This is a genomic window from Citrobacter sp. CK198, from assembly GCF_030333295.1.
Classification (GTDB): domain Bacteria; phylum Pseudomonadota; class Gammaproteobacteria; order Enterobacterales; family Enterobacteriaceae; genus Citrobacter_B; species Citrobacter_B koseri.
Map to the genome: position 1 here is coordinate 577,861 of NZ_JAOWGE010000035.1, position 25,497 is coordinate 603,357.

Sequence of the window (25,497 nt, forward strand, 5' to 3'; positions counted from 1 at the left end):
CCAGGAGCTTACATAAGTAAGTGACTGGGGTGAGCGAAGGCAGCCAACAAAGAGGCAGCTTGAAGGATGAAGTGTAAAAGAGGTTAATTATGGTCACGCCATATATCTCGATGGCGGGGATCGGCAAATCCTTTGGTCCGGTTCACGCATTAAAATCGGTTGATTTAACGGTTTATCCTTATGAAATACACGCATTATTAGGAGAAAATGGCGCCGGTAAATCAACGTTGATGAAGGTTCTATCGGGAATACATGAACCGACCAAAGGCACCATTACGATTAATAACGTTAATTACGACAAGCTGGATCATAAATTAGCGGCACAACTCGGTATCGGCATTATTTATCAGGAACTCAGCGTGATTGATGAATTAACCGTGCTGGAGAATTTATATATTGGTCGTCATCTGACGAAAAAAGTCTGTGGCGTCAATATGATTGACTGGAAAGAGATGCGCGTACGGGCCGCCATGATGTTGCTGCGCGTCGGTTTAAAAGTCGATTTAGACGAAAAGGTGGCGAATTTATCCATCAGCCATAAGCAAATGCTGGAAATCGCCAAGACGCTGATGCTCAACGCCAAAGTGATCATCATGGACGAACCCACCTCCTCGCTCACCAATAAAGAGGTGGACTACCTGTTTCTGATCATGAACCAGCTACGCAAAGAGGGCACCGCCATCGTCTACATCTCGCATAAGCTGGCGGAAATTCGCCGCATCTGCGATCGCTATACGGTGATGAAAGACGGCAGCAGCGTTTGCAGCGGGATGGTGAGCGACGTCAGCAACGACGATATCGTCCGCCTGATGGTTGGCCGCGAACTGCAAAACCGCTTTAACGCCATGAAAGAGAGCACCGGCAATATCGAGCGCGATACGGTATTCGAGGTGAAAAACGTCACCAGCCGCGACAAGAAAAAGGTTCGCGATATCTCCTTTAGCGTCAGCCGGGGCGAAATTTTAGGCTTCGCCGGACTGGTCGGCTCCGGGCGCACCGAGCTGATGGATTGCCTGTTCGGCGTCGATAAACGCGCAAGCGGCGAGATCCGTCTGAACGGGAAAACCATCTCCCCGCGCTCACCCCTGGATGCGGTGAAAAAAGGGATGGCTTACATCACCGAAAGCCGCCGGGATAACGGCTTCTTCCCCAATTTCTCTATCGCCCAGAACATGGCGATCGGCCGCAGCCTGAAAAGCGGCGGCTTTAAGGGGGCGATGGGCCTGTTCCACGAAGGCGACGAGCAGCGTACCGCCGAAGCGCAGCGCGAACTGCTGGCGCTGAAGTGTCATTCCGTTAACCAGAACATCACCGAACTCTCCGGCGGAAACCAGCAGAAGGTGCTGATTTCCAAATGGTTGTGCTGTAGCCCGGAGGTGATCATTTTCGACGAGCCGACCCGTGGTATCGACGTCGGTGCGAAAGCCGAAATTTATAAAGTGATGCGCCAGCTGGCGGACGACGGAAAAGTCATCCTGATGGTGTCATCTGAACTTCCTGAAATTATCGCCGTCTGCGACCGCATCGCCGTGTTCTGCGAAGGACGACTGACGCAAATCCTGACCAATCGCGATGACATGAGCGAAGAGGAGATAATGGCATGGGCATTACCACAAGAGTAAAAGGTGACGTGAACGGGAAGAAACCGTTCAACTTTGCGCTGTTCTGGGATAAATACGGCACCTTCTTCATCCTGGCGATTATCGTCGCCATCTTCGGTTCGCTGTCGTCAGAATATTTTCTGACCACCAACAACATCACCCAGATTTTTGTCCAGAGTTCGGTAACGGTGCTGATCGGCATGGGTGAATTTTTTGCCATCCTGGTCGCCGGTATCGACCTCTCCGTCGGGGCGATTCTGGCGTTGTCCGGGATGGTGACGGCCAAACTGATGCTGGCAGGCGTCGATCCGTTCTTTGCGGCGCTGATTGGCGGCGTGCTGGTCGGCGGTGCGCTGGGGGCGATTAACGGCTGCCTGGTGAACTGGACTGGCCTGCATCCGTTCATTATCACCCTTGGCACTAACGCGATTTTCCGTGGTATCACGCTGGTGATTTCCGACGCCAACTCGGTATACGGCTTCTCATTCGACTTCGTGAACTTCTTCGCCGCCAGCGTGTTAGGTGTCCCCGTGCCGGTCATCTTCTCGCTGATTGTCGCGGTGATCCTCTGGTTCCTCACTACCCGCATGCGGCTTGGGCGCAACATCTACGCGCTCGGCGGCAACAAAAACTCGGCGTTCTATTCCGGGATTGACGTGAAGTTTCACATCCTGGTGGTGTTTATCATCTCCGGCATTTGCGCGGGACTGGCAGGCGTGGTTTCTACTGCGCGACTCGGCGCCGCAGAACCCTTAGCCGGAATGGGTTTTGAAACCTACGCCATCGCCAGCGCCATCATTGGCGGCACCAGCTTCTTCGGCGGCAAGGGACGCATCTTCTCGGTGGTAATTGGCGGCTTAATCATCGGCACCATCAACAACGGTCTGAATATTTTGCAGGTACAAACCTATTACCAACTGGTGGTGATGGGCGGATTAATTATCGCGGCTGTCGCCCTTGACCGTCTTATCAGTAAGTAAGGAATGGATCATGAAAATCTCTCCCTCTTTAATGTGTATGGATCTGCTGAAGTTTAAAGAACAGATCGAATTTATCGACAGCCATGCAGACTATTTTCATATTGATATTATGGATGGCCACTTTGTGCCGAATCTGACGCTGTCCCCCTTCTTCGTCAGCCAGGTCAAGAAACTGGCGAGCAAACCTCTTGATTGTCATCTGATGGTGACGCGTCCGCAGGATTATATTGGTCAACTGGCGCGCGCCGGTGCGGATTTCATCACGCTGCACCCGGAAACCATCAACGGTCAGGCATTCCGTCTGATTGACGAAATCCGCCGCCACGGTATGAAAGTGGGCCTGATTCTCAACCCGGAAACACCGGTTGAGGCGATGAAATACTATATCCATAAGGCTGATAAAGTGACGGTGATGACCGTCGATCCCGGCTTTGCCGGGCAACCGTTCATCCCGGAAATGCTGGATAAAATCGCCGAGCTGAAAGCCTGGCGCGAGCGTGAAGGGCTGCATTACGAAATTGAAGTGGATGGCTCCTGCAATCAGGCCACCTACGAAAAATTAATGGCGGCAGGTGCGGATGTCTTTATCGTCGGCACCTCCGGGCTGTTTAACCACGCGGAGAATATCGACGACGCATGGCAAGTGATGACGGCGCAGATCCTGACGGCGAAAAACGAGGTACTGCCTCATGCAAAAACAGCATAGCGTTGTGGCGGGTGTGGATATGGGGGCGACCCATATCCGTTTTTGCCTGCAAACGGCAAGCGGTGAGACTCTGCACTGTGAGAAACAGCGTACGGCGGAGGTGATCGCGCCCGGCGTGGTGGCCGGTATTGCGCAGATGATTAGCGAACAGATCGCACGCTACGGGGCGCGCTGCCGTGGTCTGGTGATGGGATTTCCGGCGCTGGTCGGCAAAGACAACCGCACCATCATTTCGACACCCAATTTGCCGCTGCAACCTGAAGAAGTGCATGACCTCGCGGGAAAACTGGAGGATGCGCTGGGCTGCCCGGTCGCGTTTTCCCGCGACGTGAACTTACAGCTGTCGTATGACGTCGTGGAAAATCATCTCACACAGCAGCAGGTGCTGGCTGCCTACCTCGGCACGGGAATGGGCTTCGCGGTGTGGATGAACGGCGCGCCCTGGACTGGAGCGCATGGCGTGGCGGGCGAACTGGGGCACATTCCCCAGGGCGACATGACGCAGACCTGTGCCTGCGGCAATCCAGGTTGCCTCGAAACGGTCTGTTCCGGGCTGGCGCTGAAACGCTGGTACGAACAACAGCCACGGGATTTCGCGCTGGACGCACTGTTTGTCCACGCCGGAGAGGCGCCATTCGTCCAGGCGCTGCTGGAAAGCGCCGCCCGCGCGATTGCCACCAGCATAAATCTGTTCGATCCCGATGCGGTGATTTTGGGCGGCGGCGTGATGGATATGCAGGCTTTCCCGCGCGAACAATTAATTACCCTGATCCAAAAATACCTGCGCCGACCGTTGCCGTATCAGGCCGTACGTTTTATTGCCGCCTCGTCCTCCGCGTTTAACGGCGCGCAGGGCGCGGCAACGCTGGCGCGCTGCCGTTTTCTGTCGTCGCGGTGATATCGCGACGCTTATCAGGCCTGCACATGCGCCGCCCGCAGCGCCTGCGCGAGCTGCGCCCGGGTAAACGGTTTACGCAGCAGCGCCACATCCGGCAGCGCGGGGTTATGCGCCGGGCGTAAATCCTGCCCGCTGATAAGCAGCAGCGTCAGGCGGGGATAATGCTTGCGGGCATGGTTGATCACCTCCACGCCGCTCAGACTGCCTGGCAGCATTAAGTCGCTGATAAGAAAATCAATCTCGCCGGATGACGCCAGCATCTGCATCGCCTGCTCGCCGTTGGCGGCCTCCAGCGTCAGATACCCCAGCAGATGCAGTTGCTCGCACAACGTCTGACGAACATCCGCTTCATCTTCCAGTACCAGCACCAGTTTCTCGACGCTGGCGGTACTTTGCACCGCGACCGGCTCCAGGTTTGCCACCGCAGGCGCGATGGCGCGGGGAAGCTGCAATCTGACCGTCGTCCCCTGCCCCGGCGCGCTCTCAATTTCGACACGACCGCCTGACTGGCGCACAAAGCCGTAAACCATCGATAACCCAAGCCCGCTGCCGCTGCCGGTCTGTTTGGTGGTGAAGAACGGCTCGAACACCTGCGTCTTCACCTCCTGCGACATACCGCAGCCGTGATCGATCACCTCCAGCGCCACCATATCCTGACGACGTCCGTCACTGCGCGTAACCCGCTGATTCCAGGTGCGGATTTTGATCGTCCCTGTCTGCCCTTCCATCGCATCGCGGGCGTTCATCACCAGGTTGATGATCGCGTTCTCCAGTTGACTGACGTCTATCCATGCGGCCCAGGCGGGCGACTGGGCTTCTATCTCCAGCGTCAGCGTGGCCGGTAGCGAGTGACGCATCAGTTCGCTCAGGTTTTCCAGCAGCGTTTTCAGTTCCACCGAGTGCGGGTGCAGCGACTGTTTACGGGAGAATGCCAGCAGGCGTTGCGTCAGCAGCGCCCCGCGCTCGGCGGCCTTCAGCGCGCGGGTAATGCGCGGCGCATCCGGCGAGTCGGGGCTGACCAGTTCCAGACTGCCGATAATCACCGCCAGCAGATTGTTAAAATCATGCGCCAGCCCGCCCGTCAGTTGCCCTACCGCTTTCAGTTTCTGGCTGTGCAGCAGCGCCTCTTCCAGCCCCTGACGCTCCGTTCGGTCGATCTCCATCTGGGAGGTCTTTTCTTTCAGCAGGCGGGAGGTGCGCTCCAGCGACGCCGTATTGCGGGCAAAAACGTTAAACGCGCGCGCCAGTTCCCCCAGCTCGTCCCGCCGCTGCAAGGCAGGGACGCTGACATCCGATTCGCCGTGCGCCAGCCGGGTCATGGCGCGCGAAATCGCCGTCAGGTTAGAACCGAGGTTGCGGTAGATATACCACCCGGCAAAACCGGTAATCACCACCGCCAGCAGGGCGAAGGTCATGATAAACAACGCGCCGGAGCGCAATTCCTGATGGCTTTGCGCCACCCGCTGTTCTGAGATGATCGCCACCTGCGCCGCATACTGATTGATGTCGCTGTTTAAAATCGCCACCAGCGCTTTGATGTGGAACATGTACCAGCTGATGGCCAGGTCGCTTTGCTCCAGCGCCGCCGAGAGCGGTTCAAGTTTGCGTAACTCCTGGTTAAAGTCAGACAGAATCACGTTCACCAGCGGATCGGCATGTTGCTCAGGCAGAGCGCGCATCACGCCATCCAGCTGTTTAATGACGGCGCGCGGCGTCGGCGTTTCGATGGCGGCGCTAATCAGGCGATCCATTTGACTGAACAACGCCGCATCCTGCGCCGCATCAAGCTGTTGCAGATGCCGCAGGTAACTCTGATTCTGATACAGCGAACTCAGCAGCGTATTACGTTCCAGATGCCGCCGCTGCCCGCGCTGCAACATGCCCGCCACGCTGGTCTGCAACTCGTTGCTGCGTTGAATAATGCGGGCCACCAGCCCCGGTTCCTGCTGCGCCAGCGGAGCGGTCGCCAGTTGTTCGAGTGAATGCCTGAGCGCCCGCTGAGTCTCCTGCAACCGCTCCGCTTCGCCCTTGTACTCCAGCGCGCCGACCACCTGCGACAGCCGCACCGCCGCCGTCGCCACGTTCGCCGTATCGCGCGCCAGGTTCATACTGCCGGTCATGTCATCGACGGTTTGCTGCTGCACCTGCTCCTGTATTTGACTCGCATGCTGAAAACCCAGCACCGCCACGCCGCTCACCATCAGCGTCACCGCCACTACCAGCAGATTAAAAAACAGCAGTCGCCCGCGCGCACTGGCGAAAAAGTGACGTCTGTGCTGCGGCATATCACGCTCCATGAAGAAAAATCGCAATATGACAAATATGAACGGCTTCTGACATTTTGCATTTACTTTCCTGTGATGGAGTGCTGATATCGCTAACCCCGCAGGAGATCCGCCATGAGCAGGACACCGGTTCTGGAGATGCGCAATATTGCCAAAGCGTTTGGCAAATTTTACGCGCTGAAAGGGGTCGATCTGACGGTATACCCCGGTGAAATCCACGCGCTGATGGGCGAAAACGGCGCCGGTAAAAGCACCCTGATGAAGATTCTCGCCGGTGCATATACCGCCACCAGCGGCGAGATTCTGATCGACGGTCAGCCCTTTCATATTCGTGGGCCGAAAGATGCCCTGAGCGCAGGCATTACTCTGATTTATCAGGAGATGCAGCTTGCGCCTAACCTTACCGTCGCCGAAAATATTTTCCTCGGCAGCGAACTGTCGCGCGGCGGCATCGTGCAGCGTAAAGAGATGGTGTTGCAGGCGCAAAAGGTCATCGACCGGCTCGGCGCGCAGTTTAAAGCCAGCGATCGGGTAATGCGGCTGACCATCGCCGAACAGCAGCAGGTGGAGATCGCCCGCGCCCTGCATCGCAACAGCCGTATCCTGGTGATGGATGAACCAACCGCCGCCCTCTCATCTCGTGAAACCCACCGTCTGTTTGAGCTGATCATGCGCCTTCGCGATGAAGGGATGGCGGTTATCTATATCAGCCACCGCATGGCGGAGGTGTATGAGCTGTCCGATCGCGTCAGCGTCCTGCGCGACGGACAGTACGTCGGCAGCCTCACCCGCGACAAACTCAACGCGTCCGAACTGGTGCGCATGATGGTGGGGCGTCCGTTAAGCGACCTGTTCAACAAAGAACGCGACATCCCGCTCGGTAAACCGCGCCTGAACGTTCATCACCTTACCGACGGCGGTAAAGTGCAGCCGTGCAGCCTGCTGGTACGTTCCGGCGAAATCGTCGGCCTGGCCGGGCTGGTCGGCGCCGGGCGCTCCGAACTGGCGCACCTGATTTTCGGCGTGCGTAAAGCCACCGGCGGGATGATCGAGGTGGATGGCGAGCCGGTGGTGATCCACTCCCCGCGTGAGGCCATTGAGCACGGTATTGGCTACCTCACCGAAAACCGCAAAGAACAGGGGTTGTTTTTAGAACTGGCGGCGGCAGAGAACATTACGATGGCGACGCTGGAACGCGACGCCAACTGGGGGATGCTGAACCGTAAAAAAGCCCAAAGCATCTCCGATGACGCCATTCAGTTGCTCAACATTCGCGTGCCGCATGCCCAGGTTCGCGCCGGAGGTTTGTCCGGCGGCAATCAGCAAAAGCTCCTGATCTCACGCTGGGTCGCCATCGGCCCGCGCATTCTGATTCTGGACGAACCGACGCGCGGCGTGGATGTCGGCGCGAAAAGCGAGATCTATCGCATCATGAACGAAATGGCGCGTAAGGGCGTGGCGATCCTGATGATCTCCAGTGAATTGCCGGAAATCGTCGGCATGAGCGATCGCGTCTACGTCATGCATGAAGGCAGCATTGCCGGGGAATTGTACAGCCAGGACATCACACAGGAAAACATCATGCGGCTGGCGACCGGCGTAAACGACTCCCACCTTGAGGCGGTGAAATCATGAATAACCCAACCACTCCCCAGCAGGTGGCGAAGTCCGCCTCCGCAAAAAAGATGTTGATGAGCGATCTGATGCAAACGGTCGGTATTTTACCGATTTTAGTGCTGATCGTGGCGGTATTTGGCTTTATCGCACCTAACTTTTTCACTGAAAGCAACCTGCTGAACATCACCCGCCAGGCGTCGATCAACATCGTGCTGGCGGCGGGGATGACGTTCATCATTCTGACCGGCGGCATCGACCTCTCCGTGGGGTCGATTCTCGGCACCACCGCCGTGGCGGCGATGGTGGTCTCTCTGATACCGGAGTTCGCCATGCTGTCGATTCCGGCGGCGCTGATGCTCGGCCTGGGGCTGGGGCTGATTAACGGCGCGCTGGTGGCCTTCGCCGGGCTGCCGCCCTTTATTGTCACGCTCGGCACCTATACGGCGCTGCGCGGCGCGGCCTACCTGCTGGCGGACGGCACCACGGTGATCAACTCCAACATCAGCTTCGAGTGGATTGGCAATAACTATCTTGGCCCGATTCCGTGGCTGGTGGTTATCGCCCTCGCGGTGATCGTGCTGTGCTGGTTCATTCTGCGCCGCACCACGCTGGGCGTACATATTTATGCCGTGGGCGGCAACATGCAGGCGGCGCGTTTAACCGGCATCAAAGTGTGGCTGGTGCTGCTGTTTGTGTACGGCATGAGCGGCCTGCTGTCGGGGCTGGGCGGAGTAATGAGCGCCTCGCGTCTCTACAGCGCCAACGGCAACTTAGGCATGGGGTATGAGCTGGACGCCATCGCGGCGGTGATCCTCGGCGGTACCAGTTTTGTCGGCGGGATCGGCACGATCACCGGCACGCTGGTGGGCGCGCTGATCATCGCCACCCTGAATAACGGCATGACGCTGATGGGCGTCTCTTACTTCTGGCAACTGGTGATCAAAGGGGCGGTGATCATCATAGCGGTGCTGATCGACAAATACCGTACCCGACACCATCAAAGTGCATAGACAAGCTTGCCGGATGGCGGCGCAGGCCTGCCCGTTCGCAGGCCGGATAAGCGCAGCGCCATCAGGCTTATAACAACAATACCCTACGTGAGGAAAAGAGTATGCGTTTGAAACCATTAGTGACCGCGCTCTGTGCTGGCGCGTTACTGGCCGCATCGCCGTTTGTACAGGCCAAAGAACTGAAATCCATCGGCGTGACGGTGGACGACCTTGCCAACCCGTTCTTCGTGCAGATAACAAAAGGGGCGGAGCTGGAAGCACGCAAACTAGCCGGTGATGGCGTAAAAGTGACGCTGGTCTCCAGCGGCTACGATCTGGGTCAGCAGGTTTCGCAGATCGACAACTTTATTGCCGCGAAGGTGGATATGATCATCCTTAACGCCGCAGATTCAAAAGGGATCGGCCCGGCGGTGAAACGGGCGAAAGACGCCGGGATCGTGGTGGTCGCGGTTGACGTAGCTGCCGAAGGCGCAGACGCCACCATCACCTCTGATAACACCCAGGCGGGCGAAATGGCCTGTAAATACATTACCGATCGTCTGAAAGGCAAAGGCAATGTGGTGATCATCAACGGGCCGCCGGTTTCCGCCGTGCAGAACCGTGTCGAGGGCTGTCAGACCGAGTTCAAACGCCACCCGGATATCAAGGTGCTCTCCTGGAACCAGAACGCCAAAGGCAGTCGCGAAGGCGGGCTGGAAGTGATGACCGCCCTGCTGGCTGCGAATCCGAAGATCGACGGCGTATTTGCGATCAACGATCCGACGGCGATCGGCGCCGATCTGGCGGCGAAACAGGCACAGCGCAATGAGTTCTTTATCGTCGGTGTGGATGGTTCGCCCGATGGCGAAGAGGCGCTGAAGCGTGAAAATTCCCTGTTTGTGGCGACCCCCGCACAAGATCCGCAGGTGATGGCGGCAAAAGCGGTGGAGATCGGCTATGACATTCTACAGGGCAAACCGGCGCCTGGTGAACCTGTGCTGATTCCGGTGACGATGATCGATAAAAACAACATCGGCAGCTACAAGGGCTGGACGGTGAAATAACGGAAAGCGGCCTCTGCGTAGGCCCGATAAGCGCAGCGCCATCAGGCAGTAAACCCATGCCGGATGGCGGCAAAAATGCCTTATCCGGCCTACAAGGCTACATCACAATAAGGAGAATTCTTTCAATGAAACGCTCCGAAATAAACGAAATTCTCGGCCACACGCGGCAATTCTTTTCCATGCATGACGTCCACCTGCCGCCTTTCGCCAGCTTTGCCCCATCGCAATGGCGTCAGCTTGATGCCGCCTGGAGCGAAGTATTCGATCTCAGGCTCGGCTGGGATGTTACCGCGTTCGGCGGGACAGATTTTGCCGCTCAGGGACTGACGCTGTTTACCCTGCGCAACGGCTCGCCCAAAGGTATGCCTTATGAGAAATGCTACGCGGAAAAAATCATGCATGTGCGCGACGCGCAGGTTACGCCGATGCATTTCCACTGGCGCAAGCGTGAAGACATTATCAATCGCGGCGGCGGTAATTTAATCGTTGAACTGTGGAACGCCGACTCCCGGGACCAGACCGACAATACCGACGTCACTATTGTGATAGACGGCTGTCGACAGACCCATGCGGCAGGCAGCCAACTGCGCCTTTCGCCAGGAGAAAGCATTTGCCTGACGCCGGGCCTGTATCACAGCTTCTGGGCGGAAAAAGGGTTTGGCGACGTGCTGGTCGGCGAAGTTTCTTCCGTCAATGACGATGACCATGACAACCATTTTCTCCAGCCGATCGCCCGCTATAACGACATTGAAGAAGATGAACCGGCGCAACTGGTGTTGTGTAACGAGTACCGCCTGTTCTGCTGAACAAGGAGCACATTATGCCGTTGATTTCTCTTGCCGATGGACTCGACCATGCCCGCAAGCATCGCTATGCGCTGGGGGCGTTTAACGTTCTGGATTCCCACTTTTTACGCGCGCTGTTCGCCGCCGCCAGGCAGGAACGCTCGCCGTTTATCATTAACATTGCCGAAGTCCATTTTAAGTATGTTTCGCTGGACTCGCTGGTCGAAGCGGTAAAATTCGAAGCCGCCCGACACGATATTCCGGTGGTGCTTAACCTCGACCACGGGCTGCATTTTGAATCCGTGGTGCGGGCGTTACGTCTGGGCTTCAGCTCGGTAATGTTTGATGGTTCCACGCTGGAGTATGAGGAAAACATCCGCCAGACCCGGGAAGTGGTGAAGATGTGCCACGCCGTTGGCGTGTCGGTAGAGGCGGAACTTGGCGCAGTTGGCGGCGATGAGGGCGGCGCGCTGTATGGTCATGCCGACGAATCGCTGTTTACCGATCCGCAGCTGGCGCGCGATTTTGTTGACCGCACCGGTATTGATGCCCTGGCCGTCGCCATCGGCAACGCTCACGGCAAATATAAAGGCGAGCCCAAACTCGATTTCCCGCGTCTGGACGCCATTCGCCAGCAAACGGCGCTGCCGCTGGTACTGCACGGCGGTTCCGGCATCAGCAATGAGGATTTTCGTCGCGCCATTACGCTGGGCATTCACAAAATCAATTTCTACACCGGCATGTCGCAGGCCGCGCTGGCGGCGGTGGAATCACGGATGGCTAACCGCCAGCCGCTGTACGATGAGTTCGCCGAACTGCTGCTGGGCATTGAAGAGGCGATCACCGATACGGTATCGGAACAGATGCGCATTTTTGGCAGCGCGGGGCAGATCTGATGGAACGCAAAGGCATTATCGCGGCGGGCAATATGCTGGTCGACCATGTGCACCAAATCGTACAGTGGCCGGAGCGCGGCTGGCTGGCGGAAATCACCCATAGCGAACGTTCGACGGGCGGCGCGCCGCTTAATGTCCTGCTGACGCTGGCAAAGATGCACACCGGGCTGCCGTTACAGGCTGTGGGATTAATCGGCCAGGACGCCGACGGAGACTACATTATGGCGATGCTGGAGCAGTATCACGTCAATCGCCAGCATGTCCAGCGCACCACGTTTGCCCCCACGTCGATGTCGCAGGTGATGACCGATCCCAGCGGGCAGCGCACCTTTTTCCACTCCCCCGGCGCTAACCGTCTGTTGGATCTGCCCGCGTTCGATGAGCTTGATGCCTCGATGAAGATTTTCCACCTGGGCTATCTGCTGCTGCTCGACAGTCTGGATATGCCGGATGATGACTACGGCACCCGCAGCGCACGGCTGATGGCGCAGATGCATGAGGAGGGCTTTGAGACTTCGCTGGATCTGGTGTCCCGCAAAGGCGATCCGCGCTATCAGCCGCTGGTTTTGCCCGCGCTACGCCATCTGGATTATCTGGTGATCAACGAGCTGGAGGCCGGAGAGTTCAGCGATCTGGAGATCCGCCAGCCCAACGGCGAACCGCATATTCCGCACATCGCCGCAGCCGCCCGCGAATTGCTGGATGCAGGCGTCCGCCAGCGGGTGGTGATTCATTGCCCGGAAGGCGCCTGGGGCGAAACGCCGGATCAGCCTGGCGTCTGGATACCGTCGCAAAAGCTGGAGCAGAGGGAGATAGTCGGTAGCGTTGGCGCGGGAGATGCGTTCTGCGCCGGTTTTTTGTATGGCTGCCACGAAGCATGGCCGCTGGCCGAGAGCATTAAGCTGGCGCACGCCTGCGCGCGGGTCAGCCTGCTGTGCGCCAATGCGATTGATGGCGCGAAAACGCTTGAGGAGTTGCGAACGCTTTTGTAGCCATTTCGCCTGATGGCGCTACGCTTATCAGGCCTACAGTAGGCCGGATAAGGCGTTTACGCCGCCATCCGGCAACTGCGCGCCTGATTACGCGGCTTTATCGTGGTGCTGCACATCGGCGGCAAAAACATACCCGAGGCCGCGCAGGGTTTTGATCAACGTCGGCTGATGCGGATTGATTTCAATTTTGCGGCGCAGACGCATAATCAACACGTCAATGGTGCGATCAAAAACCTCAACGCTGTCGCTGTGCGTTAATTCCAGCAACTGCTCACGGCTGAGCACCCGACGGGCGTTTTGCGCCAGCGCCAGCAGCAAACTGTATTCCCCCTGGGTGAGATCCACCGCCTGCTGCTGCGGATTGTGCAACTGACAGCGCGCGGTATCCAGATGCCAGCCATTGAAAGAGAGGCCAGACGTCTGCACGCTTCCGCCTTCGGCGATCAGCACGCCAACCCGACGGAGTACGGCTTTCATTCGCGCCACCACCACGCGCGGGTTAAACGGTTTGCTGATGTAATCATCAGCGCCCATCTCCAGCCCGACCACCACATCCGACTCGCTCCCCAGCCCCGTGAGCATCACCACCGGCAGCGTAGGCCTGATCTTCTGTACCTGCTGCAACACCATCAAACCGTTCGTGTCGGGCAGCATCATATCCAGCAACACCAGCGCAATCTCCGGCTGGGTTTCGACGCACGCCAGCGCAGCCTGCCCGGTATGGCAGACCGTCACCGCAAAAACGTGCTCGTTCAGGACATCCTGCAACAATGCGCAGACCGCCGCGTCATCATCCACGACCAGTATGGCTGGTTTCATCACCCTTCCCCATTTCACATCCCCTACAGATGAGTGTGATTGATTCTGCCCGGAGTGACAGATATTGCGCAGCAGGAGATGCAGGAAACATAACCCTGGTCACACTGCCGGGCCGTCACCGCTTTTCCTGTTCGTCACGTCAAAACTGACGACAGCCTGTTTTTCGTCAGGGTTTTGACCAAATTTTACCCGTAATATCAGGGAAAGACCCCAATAAAAACATGGCATAAAAGATGCATAATGAGGCCGACAGCGCGTATGCGCGATTTGATTAACTGGAGCGAGACCGATGAAAAAAGTCGTCACGGTTTGCCCGTATTGCGCATCAGGTTGCAAAATCAACCTGGTGGTCGATAACGGCAAAATCGTCCGGGCAGAGGCGGCGCAGGGGAAAACCAATCAGGGTACTCTGTGTCTGAAGGGCTACTATGGCTGGGATTTTATTAACGATACCCAGATCCTGACCCCGCGCCTGAAAACCCCTATGATTCGTCGCCAGCGTGGCGGCAAACTGGAATCCGTTTCCTGGGATGAAGCGCTGAACTACGTCGCCGATCGCCTGAGCGCCATCAAAGCGAAGTATGGCCCGGACGCCATCCAGACGACCGGTTCGTCTCGCGGCACAGGTAACGAAACCAACTATGTAATGCAAAAATTCGCGCGCGCCGTTATTGGTACCAATAACGTTGACTGCTGCGCTCGCGTCTGACACGGCCCATCGGTTGCAGGTCTGCACCAGTCGGTCGGTAACGGCGCAATGAGTAATGCGATTAACGAAATTGATAACACCGATTTAGTGTTTATCTTCGGCTATAACCCGGCGGATTCCCACCCTATCGTGGCGAATCATGTGATTAACGCTAAACGCAACGGCGCGAAAATTATCGTCTGCGATCCGCGCAAAATTGAAACCGCGCGCATTGCCGACATCCACATCGCGTTGAGAAACGGCTCGAATATCGCGCTGCTCAACGCTATGGGTCATGTCATTATTGAAGAAAATCTGTACGACCAGGCGTTCGTCGCCTCCCGTACTGAAGGCTTTGAAGAGTACCGTAAGATTGTCGAAGGCTACACGCCGGAATCCGTTGAGGATATCACCGGCGTGAGCGCGCACGATATTCGCAAGGCGGCGCGTATGTACGCCGAAGCGAAAAGCGCCGCAATCCTGTGGGGCATGGGCGTGACCCAGTTCTATCAGGGCGTGGAAACCGTGCGTTCGCTGACCAGTCTCGCCATGCTGACCGGCAACCTCGGTAAGCCAAGCGTGGGCGTAAACCCGGTTCGCGGCCAGAACAACGTTCAGGGCGCATGTGACATGGGCGCGCTGCCGGATACCTATCCGGGCTATCAGTACGTGAAAGACCCGGCTAACCGCGAAAAATTCGCCAAAGCCTGGGGCGTGGAAAGCCTGCCAGCGCATACCGGCTATCGCATCAGCGAACTGCCACACCGTGCTGCGCATGGCGAAGTTCGCGCGGCGTACATTATGGGTGAAGATCCGCTGCAAACCGATGCGGAACTCTCTGCGGTGCGCAAAGGGTTTGAAGACCTGGAACTGGTCATCGTGCAGGACATCTTTATGACCAAAACCGCGTCGGCGGCGGATGTTATCTTACCGTCTACGTCGTGGGGCGAGCATGAAGGGGTGTTTACCGCTGCTGACCGTGGTTTCCAGCGCTTCTTTAAAGCCGTTGAACCGAAGTGGGATCTGAAAACGGACTGGCAAATCATCAGTGAAATCGCCACTCGTATGGGCTACCCGATGCACTACAACAACACCCAGGAGATCTGGGATGAGTTGCGTCATCTGTGCCCGGATTTTTACGGGGCGACTTACGAGAAGATGGGCGAACTGGGCTTCATTCAGTGGCCTTGCCGCGACACGTCGGATGCCGATCAGGGGACGTCTTATCTCTTCAAAGAGAAGTTCGACACCCCGAACGGTCTGGCGCAGTTCTTCACCTGCGACTGGGTCGCGCCGATCGACAAACTCACCGAAGAGTACCCGATGGTGCTGTCTACGGTGCGTGAAGTCGGCCACTACTCGTGTCGCTCGATGACCGGGAACTGTGCCGCGCTGGCGGCGCTGGCGGATGAGCCTGGCTATGCGCAAATCAACACGGCCGACGCCGCGCGTCTGGGCATTGAAGATGAAGCGCTGGTCTGGGTTCATTCACGTAAAGGCAAAATTATCACCCGTGCGCAGGTCAGCGATCGTCCGAACAAAGGGGCGATTTACATGACCTACCAGTGGTGGATTGGCGCCTGTAACGAGCTGGTGACAGAGAACTTAAGCCCGATTACCAAAACGCCGGAGTACAAGTACTGCGCCGTGCGCGTCGAGCCGATCGCCGATCAGCGCGCCGCCGAGCAGTATGTGATTGATGAATACAGCAAGTTGAAAACCCGTCTGCGCGAAAGCGCAATGGGGTAATCTGCCGAATGGCGGCATGAGAATGCCTTATCCGGCCTACGACCTGTTTCCACTGTCGGCCTGATAAGATGCGTGAGCATCGCCATCAGACATTTTCCTTGCAACAGCCTCCGCCGGAGGCTGTTTTTTTATCCATACGATCTCTTTATACTGTCTACTCCGTACCCTAAATAAAACTCAAAATGAAACCACTTCTTGCATTGATGTTCTTAATGACATTCTTTGCCCATGCCACCGATACTGAGCCTGGCAGCCAGTATCTGAAGGCGGCGGAAGGCGGAGACCGACGCGCACAGTATTTTCTTGCCGATACCTGGTTCAGTTCCGGCGATCTCAGCAAAGCGGAATACTGGGCGCAAAAAGCCGCAGACAACGGTGATGCAGATGCCTGCGCATTGCTGGCGCAAATCAAAATCACCAACCCCGTCAGTCTGGATTATCCGCAGGCTAAAACGCTGGCCGAAAAGGCGGCACAAGCGGGCAGCAAAGCCGGAGAAATCACTCTGGCGCGCATTCTGGTCAACACCCAGGCGGGGACGCCTGACTATCCAAAAGCCATTTCACTGCTGCAAAACGCCTCAGAAAACCTGGAGAGCGATTCTGCCGCCGATGCGCAGATGCTGCTCGGGCTGATTTATGCCAACGGCGTGGGCATTCCTGCCGATGACGATAAGGCGACCTGGTATTTCAAACGCAGTTCCGCCATTTCCCGTACCGGCTACTCCGAATACTGGGCCGGAATGTTATTCTTAAACGGCGAACAGGGCTTTATTGAGAAGAATAAACAGAAGGCGCTGCACTGGTTGAATCTGAGCTGTACGGAAGGGTTTGATACCGGCTGCGAAGAGTTTGATAAGTTAACCAACGGGTGAATGTAATATTGCCGGATGGCGGCGCAAGCGCCTTATCCGGCCTACAGACCACAGCTTCCCGTAGGCCGGATAAGCGTAGCGCCATCCGGCAATCTGTCATAAATTACTGATTCGCGGTCTTATCAAATTTGCCCAATACCTCGCGCTCATACGCCAGCGCTTTCTTACGGTCAAACTTGTGTTCCCACTTGGCGATAACCAGCACCGCCAGCGCATTACCCACCACGTTCAGCGCGGTACGCGCCATATCGAGGATACGGTCAACACCGGCGATAAACGCCAGCCCTTCCAGCGGAATGCCTACGCTACCCAGCGTCGCCAGCAGCACCACGAAGGAAACGCCCGGCACGCCCGCAATCCCTTTCGAGGTGACCATCAGCGTCAGCACCAGTATGATTTCCTGCCACAGCGACAGGTCGATACCGTACAGCTGCGCGATAAAGATCGCCGCAATACTCTGGTACAGCGTCGAGCCATCAAGGTTGAAGGAGTACCCGGTCGGCACCACAAAGCTGGTGATCGACGCCGGAGCGCCATAGGCCTCCATCTTCTCGATAATGCGCGGCAGCACGCTCTCAGAGCTGGCAGTGGAGTAAGCCAGAATCAGTTCATCTTTCAGGATACGAATCAGAATCCAGACGCTCAGACCGCACAGACGCGCCACGATGCCCAACACCACCAGCGCGAAGAACAGAATCGCGAAGTGTACCAGCAGCACCAGTTTCGCCAGCGGCCACAGCGACGCAAAACCAAAGTTCGCCACGGTAACAGCGATCAGCGCAAACACCCCGACCGGCGCGTAACGCATCACCATGTGGGTCACTTTAAACATGGTTTCTGAGATGGAGCGGAACACGGTGACCAGCGGTTCACGGTGAGTCGCAGGCAGGGAAGACAGACCCAGGCCAAACAGCACCGAGAAGAAGATAATCGGCAGCATGTCGCCCTTCGCCATCGACGCGACAATGTTGGTCGGAACCAGTGACAAAATCGTGCCCATCAAACCGTGCGCATGGCTCTGTACTTCCGCCGTCGTGCTTTGGTATTTCGAAATATCCACGGTCGCCAGTTGCGACATATCAATCCCGGAACCGGGTTGAAACACGTTCGCCAGTGTAATACCGAGGATAATGGCGACGGTCGTGATCACTTCGAAATAGATAATGGTTTTGGCACCGATACGTCCTAACTGTTTCGCATCGCCGACACCGGCAATACCGACAATCAGGGTGGAGATAACAATCGGAACGACGATCATTTTGATCAGATGGATAAAGATATCGCCCGCCGGTGACAGCAGGTTGGCAACCAGCCATTCGCGGCTGTCGCTGTGATAATGCAGATAACTGCCCAGAAGAATACCCAGCACCATGGCCAGCAAAATCTGCCAGGCCAGGCTGATTTTCAAGTTTTTCATAACAACAGACTTCCTCAATGAAGCGCCGTTCTGCATTCAAAAAAGGATGAGAACAGTACATACTGAAAGGGTATGAATTGTGTTGCGTTCGTTTGTGGAGTTTTTTAACGCGCATAATCAGTACCATTTGCATGGCATACTGCGCAACCCTTTCAGAACAGGGCTTCTAACTGATTTTATGCATAATAACGCGAGTTTATCGCGATCATCATGAATAACTATTTGTTATGGAAAGATTTTTATTTCCTCAAAAACGAATAATACCTTTCTGGAATTATTTTAACGCCACCGTTCATTCGCTTACTTTTTAAACAGCAAAAACGACACAAATCACAAAAAAACAAAATTATTTCTGACGATTCTGCAACAACTTCGCCATATTAATAGCGTCAATGAGTTGCACGCGATTAACCCTTGGCGAGTTCAAATCCAGTAATTTTTGCCAGAATGCGATGGCCTGCACATAATCAGCCTGCATAAACGCATCAGCGGCCAGCAGCATTAACGCGGTGACTTCCGAAGCATCAAGCGCCAGCGCTTTATCGATCATTTCACGCGTTTCCGGCGTCATATGCTGCCCGGACTGGTAATAGCGCACCGTCGCCAGCGCCGAATAGATCTCCGCGTTCTCTCCCCGCAGGCGCAGCGCCTGCTGATACGCCAGCAGAGCATTGTCATAGGCATTACGCCAGAGGTAGTACTCGCCCAGCGTCGCCCACTGCGCGCTGTCCTGCGGGTTTGCGCGAATCGCCGCCTGCAACGTCAGCAACTGCTTTTCCGCCGTCGGTTCATCGGTAAACGCCCGCAGCGGATCGGCCAGACGCTGCTGTTCCTGGCGAACGGCCTGCCATTTTGACGACGCCAGATAGCCGCCGACGCAAGCCATCACCATGACGATCGCAACGGCCAGCAGCGCTTTCACCGGTAGCGGGCGCGACGGCGCGTCCGAAGCCACAGGCTCCGCCAAATCATGATGCAATTCCTGTTGTAGCTGCGCCGTGTCCTGACCCGCCAGCGCCTGCTGCGCCTGGCGCTGGCTGTGACGCAGCAGCAGTACGCTCACCTGATGCAGACTCATTCACGCCCCTCCTCTTTACGCTGACGCGCTATCACTCGCCACAGCGCCACGCCCACCAGCAGCAACAGCAGGAAAGGCAGCGCCCACAGCAGCAACGTTTGCCCGGTTAGCGCCGGGTTGTAGAGGACAAACTCACCGTAGCGTTCGGTCATCCAGGCGGTGATTTCCTCTTCGCTTTTACCTTCCGCCACCATGGTATAGACCTGATGGCGCATACTGACCGCTACCGGCGCGTTGGATTCCAGCAAGTTTTGATTCTGGCACTGCGGGCAGCGCAGCTGGCTGGCAATAAATAGTGATTTTTCCTGCTGTTGCGCGTTTTCAAAGCGCCAGGTGTCCACAACCTGGGCATGCGCTGCAAAGGTGATGAAAAACAAAATGATAGCCAAGAGTAAACCTATTCTGCCGGATGGCGCTGCGCTTATCTGGCCTACAATGTGTTGCGCACCCCGTACGCCGCCATCCGGCAACGCGTTGATTAATTTACTCATCACGCTTCCTCCCACGCCAGCCGCTGAGCGCCGCGCCTGCAATCATCAACAGCCCTCCGCCCCAGATCCAGCGCACGCCGGTCTGGACATACAGGCGCATGGCATAGCGATCCTGCCCGGTTTTTTCGCCCATCACCGCATACCAGTCATGCAGCAGATTCCAGCGAATCCCCGGCTCCATCATCTGCTGACGGCGCGCCGCGTAAAAACGCCGCTCGGGCGTGACGCGCCCGATGTGCCGTTTATCCTGCTCAATGGCGATCTGCGCTTTCTCGGTGGTGTAATTGCCTTTCGCCTCCAGATCGAGACGTTCAAAACGAAACGTGTAGCCTGCCAGTTCCACCTGCTCTCCGGGGCGCAGATTAAGGCTGATCTCGTGCCGACTGCCGCTGGAGAAAATAATCCCGGCGGCGACAACCAATACGCCGGTGTGCGCCAGCAGCGCCGGAAGCTGACAACGCACAGACACTTTCCGGCTTCTGATTGTCGCCAGTACGATAACTAACAGCATCAGCAGCCCAAACGGCAGCGTGGCGCGATTAAAATAGGGCGCGCCGACGGAGAGTCGCCCCCAGCCGAACAGGCCGTAAATCATCGGATAGAGCGTCCCGATAAGCACAATCAGCAGCACGGCGCTAAAAAGCAGCAGCGCGGCCAGAATCATCATCTCACGCGACCAACTGCCAAAACGCGCATTCTGGCGGACTTGCTGGCCTCGCCACGCGTACAACCCGAGCGACGCCAGGCTCAACACGGTAAACAGCGCGAACAGCGGCACCGCACGCACGTTGTCCAGCGCAAAGGCATGGACAGAGACCAGAATGCCGGAGCGCACAATCAGCGTGCCCAGCAGGGATAAAATCAGCGTCAGAATCGCCAGCAGCAAAGACCAGTGGCGAAAGATGCCGCGCTGGCGGGAAACGAACAGGCTATGCAGTAGCGCGCTGGCAGAAAGCCAGGGTAATAAAGAAGCGTTTTCCACCGGGTCCCAGAACCACCAGCCGCCCCAGCCCAGTTCGCAGTACGCCCACCACGACCCGAGAATGATGCCCAGCGTCAGCGCGCACCAGCCGGGGAGCGCCCAGCGCCAGCAGACCCAGGCGGTGGCCGCGCTAAAGCCGCCACGCAGCAATGACGCCAGCGCAACGCCCGCTGCGACCATCAGGCCGCCATAGCCCAGATAAAGCAGCGGTGGATGGAGAATCAGCCCCAGGTGTTGCAGCATCGGATTGAGATCGCGCCCCTCAATCGCGGGCGGAAAGATACGCACAAACGGGTCCGACCAGACCACGACAAACAGCAGCAGCAGGGCGGTCATCATCGACAGAATACAGAGCGTTAGCGGAAAGAGCGCATCGCGCTCGCCTTTGCACCGCCAGGCGAACAGCGCGCTCCAGCCGGAAAGGAACAGCACCCACAGCAGCAGCGATCCTTCATGACCGCCCCACACCGCCGCCAGTTTTAATCCCCACGGCAGCTGGCTGTAGCTATGCTGTGCAACGTAGACAACCGAAAAATCGCTGGTAAGAAAGCAGAAAACCAGAATAGCGAACGCCAGTGATAACAGCGCGAATTGCGCCAGGACGCCGATTATCGCCAGACGTCTGATGCCCTGCCAGCGCTGGCGCAACCCCACCAGCGTGGCAAGTGGGGTCAACACGTTGACCCCAAGACTCAGCAGTAATGCCAGAAAACCGGCTTCAGGAAGGAATACGTCCAGAGATCACCCTGCCTAAGCTCACGCGACCGTTAGCTGTCCCGCATAAAGAATGAAAAAGCGCAGCAGCAGGACACCGGTCAGGCTGGCGCCACATACCGCCAGCACGCCGTGAAACGTCGAACCGCGATTCGCCCAGGGCTTCAGCAGCATTGGCACAATCAGCCCCAGCCCCGCGACGCCAAGCCAGAACCACCATGTCCAGAATCCACCACCCAGCGCCGCAGTCAGCGCGCGCATTTTGCCGTCATCGCCCAACGCCAGCCCAACAAAGAACGCCGCCAGCAGGAAGATTTCCAGCCAGACGACCGGCGTTTCCATGCGATGCACAAAATGCGCTTCAGTGCTGTGCGGATTGCTGCGATGACGCAAGGCCATCGCAATCAGCGCCACCGCCGCCCCGGAAGAGATCCCCGAGAACAGGAACAGCACCGGCAGGATCGGGTTATTAAGGAACGGATAGGACTTCAGCGCCGACAGCAGGAAGCCGGTATACGCCCCCAGCAGTACCGCCAGCACCAGCATTACCGTCTCAAGCAGGCGATGGAACGGCGTCAGCAACGTCAACGCTTTTTGCACCATCCCCAGACGCGGCAACCAGCGCTGTTGCAGGGCAAGCACTTCTTTTTCAAAGATTTTCGCCAGCCACAGAACCAGCACCACCATATAGAGCTGGAACAGCATGACGCCCATCGACATCACCGACGTGAAGCTGTAGTGGAACATCAGTTTCCAGAAGGTCCACGGGCGCGTCAGGTGAAAGATCAGGATCAGCAGGCCAAGAATAATTGCCCCCGGCCCCACCACCAGCGTCGTACGCAGCAGCGTGCTGTCCGCCCCGCCCGCTTCCGGGTGAATGCGGCGCAGCAAAATAGCCAGCGTCACTAACCCGGCAGAAATACCAATCAGAAACAGATAGATGGCGATGGGCCAGTCCCACACCAGCGATTCAAAATGGAAAGCAGAAGCGTGCGTCATTGGCTCACCTCCCCAAATTTAAAGGGAACGCGGTAGACCTTCGGTTTCGTACCCAGCGCCAGCTTGTAGCGGTAGGTAGTTTTCTGCCGCAGCAGACGAGAGATATCGCTGTTGGGATCGTCCAGGTTGCCAAACGTCAGCGCCTTTGTCGGGCAGGACTCGACGCAGGCGGGCAACTTACCCGCTTTCAGGTTGGTTTTCCGGCAGAAATCGCACTTATCTGCCGTCTTGCTGACCGGATGGATAAAGCGTACGCGATAAGGACACGCCGCAATGCAATACTGGCAGCCGACGCACAGATCCGGGTTCACATCGACGATACCGCTGGCGGCATCGCGGAATGAGGCACCGGTCGGGCAAACGTCAACGCAGGGCGCATGGTCGCAGTGCTGGCACGAATGACGGAAGAATTGATACTTCACGTCAGGAAACGTCCCCTGCGGCTCGCTGCGGATAATCGTCAGACGCGACACGCCCTCCGGTACCTGGTTCACTTCCCGACAGGCATCCATGCAGGCGGTACAGCCGATGCATAATGACTCATCATGCACCATACCGTAACGCACGCCGTTGATATTCAACGTTTTCGCCACCACGCGTCCTGCTGTTCCGCTGACCGCCACCAGCGCGCCGACGCGGGTGATAAACTGGCGACGAGAGCAACTCATGGATGCTCCTTAAGCAAGGGAACGGACGCCGGGTTAAAGTGCGGATTAGTGCGCTGATCGCTGTGGCAATCGACGCAAATTTTAATCCGTCCTTTCTCATTGAGCGTCTGCATCGTATCTTGCTGTGGATGCAGCGAGTGACAGCTGGCGCACGCCACTTTGGTCACATGGACATCATGCGGCCAGAACGCTTTTTGCAGCTGCTCAGGCAGGTGGCAGGACATACAGACGCTGTTCTGCTGCTCTACCGTATACATCGGGTCGTTAAAGCGCATCACATCTTTCACCCCTTCGCGGTGTTTAGGCGATGGCTGACCGTGACAGTTGGTGCACGTAACCGGCAGCTTGTTGTTTGGGTTAACGACAGAAGCGTGCTTACCGTGCATACCCTCGGTATCCGGCTTGTGGCAATCCAGACAAGCAGCATCTGGATTACGCTGCTGGGTGACCGTCCAGCGTTGCTCCGAGTCCTGCGGCGTTGGGGTAGCGGTTATCCCACACAGGCTCCAGAACAGACCTGACGCCAGCACCCCAGCAGTTAATAACGAACGTAATACGCTCATATTCACTCCGTTGCATAATGCCTGATGGCGCTACGCTTATCAGGCCTACAAGACTTCCGTAGGCCGGATAAAGCGCTTGCGCTGCCATCCGGCAAATTTGTCACATGTGAGGTTATTGGCTTAACAGACCGTTTTTACGCGCCTGATCTTCCCATTGCGGAATCACCGTCTTGATGAAGTCCTGCTTCTCGGCGTTGATTTGCTGCATGTTCAAACCAATCGCTTTCTGGGCTTTCTCTTTGGTGGAGATATCCGGCAGCGGGATTTCATGAGTGATGCCTTTACTGCCCAGCAGACGCACCAGTTTGGTACGGGCATCCGCCGCTTTATCCATCGCGCCGCCCAGCATACGCAGACCTTCATCCGGGGCATGCATATGGATGCCGTGCGAGGCAATCGCCAGATCCCAGCGCCACTGCGCATGACGGATATCGTCCAGAATCGGTTTCATTTCCGCTTCTGTCGCGCCCGCATCCCACGCCGCTTTCGCTTCGAAATGCGCGTGTACTAACTGATCTTCAACCTTGATTTTCAGGTCATGAATCGCCTGTTTACGCTCAGCAACCACTTTTTGCAGGGAGGCTTTATCCTGGGTGTGGCAGTTGGCGCAGGTCTGGGCGAAGTTATCAAACGGGTTGCCAATCTTATGGTCGGTGTAGAGTTTGCCTTCGGCGTTCTGCACTTTCGGCATGTGACAATCAATACAGGTCACGTTGTTCTTGCCGTGAATGCCCACGCTCCAGGTTTCATATTCCGGGTGCTGCGCTTTCAGCATTGGCGTTTTCGACAGCGGGTTTGTCCAGTCAGAGAAGGCGATGGCGTCGTAATATTTCTCCATATCCTCGACTTTTGTTCCCTCATCCCACGGGAATTTGACGGCTTTATTTTTACCGTCAAAGTAGTACTCCACATGGCACTGCCCGCACACCATAGATTGCTGGTCAAAACGGCTGGCTTTATCAAACGGTTTGCCGATGGTTTCCATCGCGCGCTCGGCATAAGGACGGGAGAGCGTTAACGCCGGTTTACCTTTGGCGAAATCGTCTGAGGCGGTGTTATGGCAGTCGGCGCAGCCCAGGGCATTGACGATTTCCGGGCCGCCGCGCGCCCATTTACCGTGGAAGTAGCCGTCTTCGCCATCTTTCTGGATCAGACGCGCCACATCCGGGCTTTTACAGCTCCAGCAGGCCATCGGCAATGGGCCATCTTCGGCATTTTTCGGTGCGCCGGTACGCAGAGTTTCACGCACATCGGTAACCGCATAAGCGTGCCCACGCGGCTTATTGTAGTCACGCGAGAAGGGGTATCCCGCCCACAGGATCACCAGACGTGGGTCTTCTGCCAGCGCATCTTCACGCGTTGACTGTTCTGACGTCGCTTTCCATGAGAGATATTGATCGGGATGCTGAGGGGCGAAGGTTTCATTCTTCGCTTCAACGGTGACGGTCTTTGCGGGAACGGACGTTTGTTCAGCGTATACAGAGGAAATGAAAAAAAACGGTAATATCAGGCTGAAGAAACGGCGTGCGCGTAATATTGTCCTTGCCATAGAGGTCTCATCCAGATTGCGCCATTGCCTTCAATGGCGGTTCTTTATTTTGTTTTTCCACAACAGCAACCGCACGAATACTGTCATGACATTGC

Annotated in this window: 20 protein-coding genes and 1 pseudogene; 12 read left to right on the forward strand and 9 right to left on the reverse strand. The window is 56.8% G+C overall.

The features are described 5' to 3' along the window. Window positions 1-89 precede the first annotated feature (89 nt). Genes alsA through alsK form a run of 4 tightly spaced genes read left to right on the forward strand, consistent with a single transcriptional unit; the run spans window position 90 to window position 4,185 of the window. Window positions 90-1,622, forward strand: coding sequence for a D-allose ABC transporter ATP-binding protein AlsA (alsA, locus tag OGY62_RS20550; protein ID WP_012134558.1), 1,533 nt, complete (start codon window positions 90-92; stop codon window positions 1,620-1,622). Then, a complete protein-coding gene (gene alsC, locus OGY62_RS20555; RefSeq protein WP_012134559.1) occupies window positions 1,601-2,581 on the forward strand; it encodes a D-allose ABC transporter permease in 981 nt (326 codons plus the stop codon). Before alsA ends, alsC begins: the two co-directional genes overlap by 22 nt. A gap of 10 nt (window positions 2,582-2,591) precedes the next feature. Next, on the forward strand, window positions 2,592-3,287 hold the full coding sequence (gene alsE / locus OGY62_RS20560) for a D-allulose-6-phosphate 3-epimerase (RefSeq protein ID WP_047459608.1): 696 nt from the start codon (window positions 2,592-2,594) through the stop codon (window positions 3,285-3,287). Beyond that, complete coding sequence (alsK, locus tag OGY62_RS20565; protein ID WP_047459611.1) at window positions 3,271-4,185, forward strand: allose kinase; 915 nt, start codon at window positions 3,271-3,273, stop codon at window positions 4,183-4,185. The genes alsE and alsK overlap by 17 nt, the downstream gene beginning before the upstream one ends. A 14-nt stretch (window positions 4,186-4,199) precedes the next feature. On the opposite strand, the gene OGY62_RS20570 is transcribed toward alsK, so the two are convergent. Further along, window positions 4,200-6,470, reverse strand: coding sequence for a hybrid sensor histidine kinase/response regulator (locus tag OGY62_RS20570; protein WP_286460476.1), 2,271 nt, complete (start codon window positions 6,468-6,470; stop codon window positions 4,200-4,202). A gap of 114 nt (window positions 6,471-6,584) precedes the next feature. Between OGY62_RS20570 and OGY62_RS20575 the strand changes: the two genes are divergently transcribed. The 6 genes from OGY62_RS20575 (at window position 6,585) to OGY62_RS20600 (ending at window position 12,813) form a co-directional block, all read left to right on the forward strand. After that, a complete protein-coding gene (locus OGY62_RS20575; protein WP_058668426.1) occupies window positions 6,585-8,105 on the forward strand; it encodes a sugar ABC transporter ATP-binding protein in 1,521 nt (506 codons plus the stop codon). Then, entirely contained in the window at window positions 8,102-9,097 is a 996-nt protein-coding gene (locus OGY62_RS20580) for an ABC transporter permease subunit (protein WP_047459617.1), read from the forward strand. The genes OGY62_RS20575 and OGY62_RS20580 overlap by 4 nt, the downstream gene beginning before the upstream one ends. A gap of 101 nt (window positions 9,098-9,198) precedes the next feature. Beyond that, entirely contained in the window at window positions 9,199-10,140 is a 942-nt protein-coding gene (locus OGY62_RS20585) for an ABC transporter substrate-binding protein (protein ID WP_286460477.1), read from the forward strand. A 125-nt stretch (window positions 10,141-10,265) separates the two neighbouring features. Further along, the gene (locus OGY62_RS20590; RefSeq protein ID WP_024130824.1) at window positions 10,266-10,946 is read left to right on the forward strand and encodes a D-lyxose/D-mannose isomerase; all 681 of its coding nucleotides are present in this window, start codon (window positions 10,266-10,268) and stop codon (window positions 10,944-10,946) included. 14 nt (window positions 10,947-10,960) lie between these two features. Further along, window positions 10,961-11,821, forward strand: coding sequence for a ketose 1,6-bisphosphate aldolase (locus OGY62_RS20595; protein WP_115609748.1), 861 nt, complete (start codon window positions 10,961-10,963; stop codon window positions 11,819-11,821). Then, window positions 11,818-12,813 carry a carbohydrate kinase family protein gene (locus tag OGY62_RS20600; protein ID WP_286460494.1) on the forward strand — a complete coding sequence of 332 codons (996 nt, stop codon included), beginning with the start codon at window positions 11,818-11,820 and terminating at the stop codon, window positions 12,811-12,813. The genes OGY62_RS20595 and OGY62_RS20600 overlap by 4 nt, the downstream gene beginning before the upstream one ends. Before the next feature lie 87 nt (window positions 12,814-12,900). Here the strand turns inward: OGY62_RS20600 and OGY62_RS20605 are convergent, their stop codons facing one another. Then, window positions 12,901-13,632 carry a response regulator transcription factor gene (locus tag OGY62_RS20605; RefSeq protein ID WP_012134571.1) on the reverse strand — a complete coding sequence of 244 codons (732 nt, stop codon included), beginning with the start codon at window positions 13,630-13,632 and terminating at the stop codon, window positions 12,901-12,903. 289 nt (window positions 13,633-13,921) lie between these two features. On the opposite strand from OGY62_RS20605, the gene fdhF reads away from it, so the two are divergent. Both fdhF and yjcO read left to right on the forward strand, forming a co-directional pair. Further along, window positions 13,922-16,069 (forward strand): formate dehydrogenase subunit alpha, encoded by a 2,148-nt coding sequence (gene fdhF / locus OGY62_RS20610; RefSeq protein WP_077956844.1) that lies wholly within the window; start codon window positions 13,922-13,924, stop codon window positions 16,067-16,069. Window positions 16,070-16,251: 182 nt separating this feature from the next. Then, window positions 16,252-16,941: a Sel1 family TPR-like repeat protein YjcO gene (gene yjcO, locus OGY62_RS20615; RefSeq protein ID WP_012134575.1), complete on the forward strand. Its 690-nt coding sequence runs from the start codon at window positions 16,252-16,254 to the stop codon at window positions 16,939-16,941. A gap of 103 nt (window positions 16,942-17,044) precedes the next feature. On the opposite strand, the gene gltP is transcribed toward yjcO, so the two are convergent. The 7 genes and pseudogenes from gltP to nrfA all read right to left on the reverse strand — a co-directional run bounded on the left by gltP (window position 17,045) and on the right by nrfA (window position 25,402). After that, window positions 17,045-18,358: a glutamate/aspartate:proton symporter GltP gene (gltP, locus tag OGY62_RS20620; protein WP_024130825.1), complete on the reverse strand. Its 1,314-nt coding sequence runs from the start codon at window positions 18,356-18,358 to the stop codon at window positions 17,045-17,047. Window positions 18,359-18,704: 346 nt separating this feature from the next. Further along, window positions 18,705-19,436, reverse strand: coding sequence for a heme lyase NrfEFG subunit NrfG (gene nrfG / locus OGY62_RS20625; protein ID WP_502873558.1), 732 nt, complete (start codon window positions 19,434-19,436; stop codon window positions 18,705-18,707). Continuing rightward, window positions 19,433-21,647, reverse strand: a pseudogene (nrfF, locus tag OGY62_RS20630) (heme lyase NrfEFG subunit NrfF). Before nrfF ends, nrfG begins: the two are co-directional and overlap by 4 nt. A gap of 18 nt (window positions 21,648-21,665) precedes the next feature. Beyond that, window positions 21,666-22,622: a cytochrome c nitrite reductase subunit NrfD gene (gene nrfD, locus OGY62_RS20635; protein WP_012134581.1), complete on the reverse strand. Its 957-nt coding sequence runs from the start codon at window positions 22,620-22,622 to the stop codon at window positions 21,666-21,668. After that, complete coding sequence (gene nrfC / locus OGY62_RS20640; protein ID WP_012134582.1) at window positions 22,619-23,290, reverse strand: cytochrome c nitrite reductase Fe-S protein; 672 nt, start codon at window positions 23,288-23,290, stop codon at window positions 22,619-22,621. The genes nrfD and nrfC overlap by 4 nt, the downstream gene beginning before the upstream one ends. Beyond that, complete coding sequence (gene nrfB / locus OGY62_RS20645) at window positions 23,287-23,853, reverse strand: cytochrome c nitrite reductase pentaheme subunit (RefSeq protein WP_024130827.1); 567 nt, start codon at window positions 23,851-23,853, stop codon at window positions 23,287-23,289. Before nrfB ends, nrfC begins: the two co-directional genes overlap by 4 nt. 112 nt (window positions 23,854-23,965) lie before the next feature. After that, window positions 23,966-25,402: an ammonia-forming nitrite reductase cytochrome c552 subunit gene (nrfA, locus tag OGY62_RS20650; RefSeq protein WP_012134584.1), complete on the reverse strand. Its 1,437-nt coding sequence runs from the start codon at window positions 25,400-25,402 to the stop codon at window positions 23,966-23,968. Between the last annotated feature and the right edge of the window lie 95 nt (window positions 25,403-25,497).